The organism is Sphingobacterium sp. UBA7253, assembly GCF_002472745.1.
GTDB lineage: Bacteria > Bacteroidota > Bacteroidia > Sphingobacteriales > Sphingobacteriaceae > Sphingobacterium > Sphingobacterium siyangense.
Window position 1 is genome coordinate 14,541 of record NZ_DKSP01000063.1, and the last position, 4,353, is coordinate 18,893.

Annotated in this window: 4 protein-coding genes; 3 read left to right on the plus strand and 1 reads right to left on the minus strand. The window is 37.6% G+C overall.

Going from position 1 to position 4,353, the window contains the following annotated elements; genetic code table 11:
* From sdhA to B2X72_RS05865, 3 genes are all read left to right on the plus strand, one after another.
* Nucleotides 1-1,257, plus strand: a 1,257-nt coding sequence (gene sdhA / locus B2X72_RS05855; protein ID WP_286848544.1) for a succinate dehydrogenase (quinone) flavoprotein subunit, incomplete at its 5' end; no start/stop codon positions are given.
* Nucleotides 1,258-1,268: 11 nt separating this feature from the next.
* Nucleotides 1,269-2,018 (plus strand): succinate dehydrogenase/fumarate reductase iron-sulfur subunit, encoded by a 750-nt coding sequence (locus B2X72_RS05860; protein WP_286848545.1) that lies wholly within the window; start codon nucleotides 1,269-1,271, stop codon nucleotides 2,016-2,018.
* 249 nt (nucleotides 2,019-2,267) lie between these two features.
* On the plus strand, nucleotides 2,268-3,164 hold the full coding sequence (locus tag B2X72_RS05865) for a polysaccharide deacetylase family protein (protein WP_088161588.1): 897 nt from the start codon (nucleotides 2,268-2,270) through the stop codon (nucleotides 3,162-3,164).
* A gap of 46 nt (nucleotides 3,165-3,210) precedes the next feature.
* Here B2X72_RS05865 and B2X72_RS05870 read toward each other — a convergent pair whose 3' ends face one another.
* The gene (locus B2X72_RS05870; protein WP_198386113.1) at nucleotides 3,211-3,750 is read right to left on the minus strand and encodes a GNAT family N-acetyltransferase; all 540 of its coding nucleotides are present in this window, start codon (nucleotides 3,748-3,750) and stop codon (nucleotides 3,211-3,213) included.
* Nucleotides 3,751-4,353: the final 603 nt, after the last annotated feature.

Genomic DNA, 4,353 nt, shown 5'->3' on the forward strand with positions numbered 1-4,353 from the left:
ACCGTTATATTGGCAACTGGAGGGTACGGTAAAATTTATTATCTATCGACACTAGCAATGGGCTGTAATGGCTCTGCCATTTGGCGGGCACACAAGAAGGGGGCATTAATGGCCTCCCCGAGCTGGATTCAGATTCATCCGACTTCGTTGCCGCAGTCTGGCGATTATCAGTCTAAATTAACACTAATGTCAGAGTCGTTACGTAATGATGGAAGGATTTGGGTTCCTTTGAAAGAAGATGAGAAGCGGGAACCGAACGCTATTCCTGAGGAAGAGAGAGATTACTATTTAGAGCGTCGTTATCCCGCATTTGGTAATCTTGCTCCAAGGGACATTTCATCTCGAGCGGCCAAAGAACGGATTGATGCTGGCTTTGGGATTGGTCCACTTAAAAATGCTGTTTACCTTGATTTTGCGAAAGCTATTAGAGAACAGGGGAAACAGAAAATACAAGAGAAATATGGTAATCTGTTCGATATGTATGAAAAGATTACGGGATATGATGCTTATAAAGAACCGATGATGATTTCACCTTCCGCCCATTTTTCAATGGGGGGATTATGGATAGATTATGAGCTGATGACAAGCCTGCCGGGTTTATTTGCGTTAGGTGAAGCTAATTTTGCAGACCACGGTGCAAATAGATTGGGTGCCAATTCCTTGCTCCAAGCCTCTGTGGATGGTTATTTTATTGCACCCTATACGATTGCAAATTATTTGGCAAACGATATTCACACGGGCAAAATTTCTACAGACCATATTGAGTTTGAACGTGCAGAGGTAGGTGTTCGGGCGCAAATTGATCGATTTTTAAAGATTAAAGGCAGTAAAACCGTGGATTATTTTCATAAAACACTGGGTAAAATACTCTATGACTATTGTGGGCTCGCGCGTAATGAGAAAGGCCTCCGTTATGCTATTGTGGAGATTAATAGGCTGAAGCAAGAGTTTTATAAAGATGTTATTGTTAGTGGTGAAGCCAATACCTTAAATACGGAATTGGAAAAAGCTGGACGTGTAGCCGATTACTTTGAAATTGGAGAATTGATGTGTTATGATGCGTTGACGCGGAACGAATCCTGTGGGGCACATTTCCGGGAGGAATATCAGACTGCAGATGGGGAGGCATTACGGAATGACGCTGAATACCAGTTTATTTCCGCTTGGGCCTGGAAGGGAGAGGGGCAAGAACCTGAGCTAATTCGGGAACCATTAATTTTTGAAGAGATACAACCAACTGTAAGGAGCTATAAATAAATAGAACGATTATGGATTTACACCTTAAAATATGGCGGCAAAAAGATAGCGACGCTGCAGGAAAATTAGTTACTTACACCTTAACAGATCTCAATCCACATATGTCGTTTTTGGAGATGCTGGATACCCTAAATGAACAGCTTATTACGCATGGAGACGAACCTGTAGAGTTTGACCATGATTGTCGCGAAGGGATCTGTGGGCAATGCGGTATGATGATCAATGGCATCGCACATGGACCTCTTAAGCATACAACCACCTGTCAGCTACATTTACGTTCATTCAAAGATAATGATACGATTCTTATCGAACCTTTTCGATCAGCAGCATTTCAGGTTAAAAAGGATTTGAAAGTGGACCGTTCGGCATTTGACCGAATTATTTCTTCTGGGGGATTTGTATTCATCAATACTGGTCAAGCCCCAGACGCGACAGTGATTCCTATTTCACATGAGTTAGCTGAGTCAGCATTTGACTCAGCGGCCTGTATTGGCTGTGGTGCTTGTGTTGCAACGTGTAAAAATGGTAGTGCTGCATTATTTACCTCCGCAAAGATTACCCATATGGCTTTGCTTCCACAGGGAAAAGAAGAGCGCAGTGAACGTGTTTTAAATATGGTGAAGCAAATGGATTTGGAGTCATTTGGTCACTGCACGAATACAGAAGCCTGCGAGGTGGAGTGCCCACAAGGTATATCAGTTTTGAATATAGCACGCATGAATTTTGAATATAACAAAGCACTATTTTTTAAAAAGAAATAGAGACCAACTGTCGAAAAAAGTGGCACGATTGTTTCTTATATCGGATTTATAATAAAAACTGAAGCCATAAAAAGAGGTGTACGGGATTGTTGAAGGTTACTAACCTTATCCCTGAAAGTAGGGATTTGTAAGATTTTATGGTTAATAAATAGGTTTTTGTAGTAATTTTGAAAAAAGAAATTCATTAAAGTTATAGCGATTGATATGAAGTGTAGTAGGTTGTTTGTGGTACTTTTCATTTGTAGTACAATGTTTAGTGTAACCGCATGTAGGGATTTTTCAAACAAGGTCTTGGGAAAAGGCGAGCTGAAGGACACACTTACGGAAAAATTGGTTGTCAAGGAAAAAATACCACATTTGTTAAATAGGTGGGATTCACTTCAGAAAAATCAGATTCAATTTACAGTAGATAGCTTGCATCCTGTTCCGATCAAACAACAAAAACGAGAACTTAAGGATTCCCTGCGGAAAGCATTTGATACGTATCCAAAACATATCTACCTGACTTTTGATGACGGACCATTGATTGGTAGTGCCTTTATTGATTCTATTGCGAAAGAAAAAAACATTAAAGTGAGTGTATTCTTGATTGGTAAGCACGCTAATATGAGCAAAGGGAGGAAACGTGATCTTGCCCGTTATGAATCCAATCCGCTTATAGCCTGTTATAATCATAGCTATACACATGCAAACAATCAGTATTCTCGATTTTATAATAACCCCCAAAATGCTTTTGCTGATTTTGAAAAGAATGAAAAAGATCTCAATCTAAAACATAAGATCGTTCGACTTCCAGGCAGGAATATTTGGATATATGATGATGTTCGTAAGATCGACCTTAAGAATGGATCCAGTACCGCCGATTTGTTGCATAAGAACGGATATACAATTTATGGTTGGGATGTCGAGTGGCGGCTTAATAGCATCACTGGTGCACCTATACAAAGCCAGGAGTCTACTTTGTCACACATTCGGAATTATATGAACAATAAAAGCTCAATGGTGCCTAATAATGTTGTTTTCTTGATGCATGATGATATGTTTCAAACGCAAAAGGGACAGCAGGAGTTGTCTTCTTTAATAGATGCATTGAAAAAAGATGGTTATCAGTTTGAATTTATGCAAGACTATCCGATTAAATATTAAATGGGATTGTTAATTGGCATCAAATCATAATGAAGAGTTTGGTTTATTAAATAACACCAAACTCTTCTGGATAATGGACAGTGCCCTGTATACCTTTTAAGGAATTGTCTGTTAGTTCTTTTATCATACAATTTTCATCAGGAACATCAAATGGAAATTGTATACCATAGACTGATGCAGGTACATATCCAAATTTAGGATAATAGTCTGCATGTCCGAGCACAACTACCGATCCAAAACCCAATTCTTTTGCAATCTGATGGGCAGCAAGAATTAATTTACCGCCAATTCCTTGTCCTTGAAACTGAGGTAGCACAGCGACAGGAGCCAAGGCGAGAGAATCGAATGCTTTTTGATTCTCTTTATCAATAATCTGCACCTTTGTCAGGAGGATGTAGCCTACTATTTCTCCTTCAACTTCTGCTACGATTGACATTTGTGGTATAAATTCCGCTCTCTTTCTTAGTTTTTCTACTAAAATGTGCTCTTGATGATCGCTATACTGTTCGTTTTCAAAAGCGATTCGGATCAGTTCGAATACAATAGTTGGGTCACTTGACTTTTCTTGCCTAATTTTTATGTTCATAGTTTTGTTTGTAGATACAACTATTTCTTTGTTATTAATAGATCCGTATTGAGCTCCATTGTTTGTATATACATAGTTGTTTTAAAAAAATCAATTACAGATCTAATTATAATGGATAAAGATGCATATTATTATTTAAAAAATTGATAATATACTTTCGGTATACTAGAGTTTACTTTTCTTGTAAAAATTTCTCTTAAAGACGAGCTGTTAGGTGTTTTTTGTCCCAAATATCATCCTCATAAGGCCGGATTATACATGATACAAAAATAAGGTTAGCCAGTTTGTTTCTTCAAATAGTTTACTTTCAATTGATTAAAGTTTAAATGTTAAATAGTGTAAAATTAACACTTGCTTTGTATATTTATTTTCGTATTTTCATGTCAGATAAACAATTATAAACCACTCCTGATAAGACACCTAAACCGACATGTCTTTAAGGGGTAAAAAAATAACTAATTAAATACAAAATTTAAACAATTAAACAGTTTTTATCATATGTGTCCACTTGTGTCCTAAATAAATTTTAGGATGGGATATCTTTGGTACAGGCATAGCTTTTTTCATCATTTCGATATTGACCCCTTTTTTTCAATCTGCGAA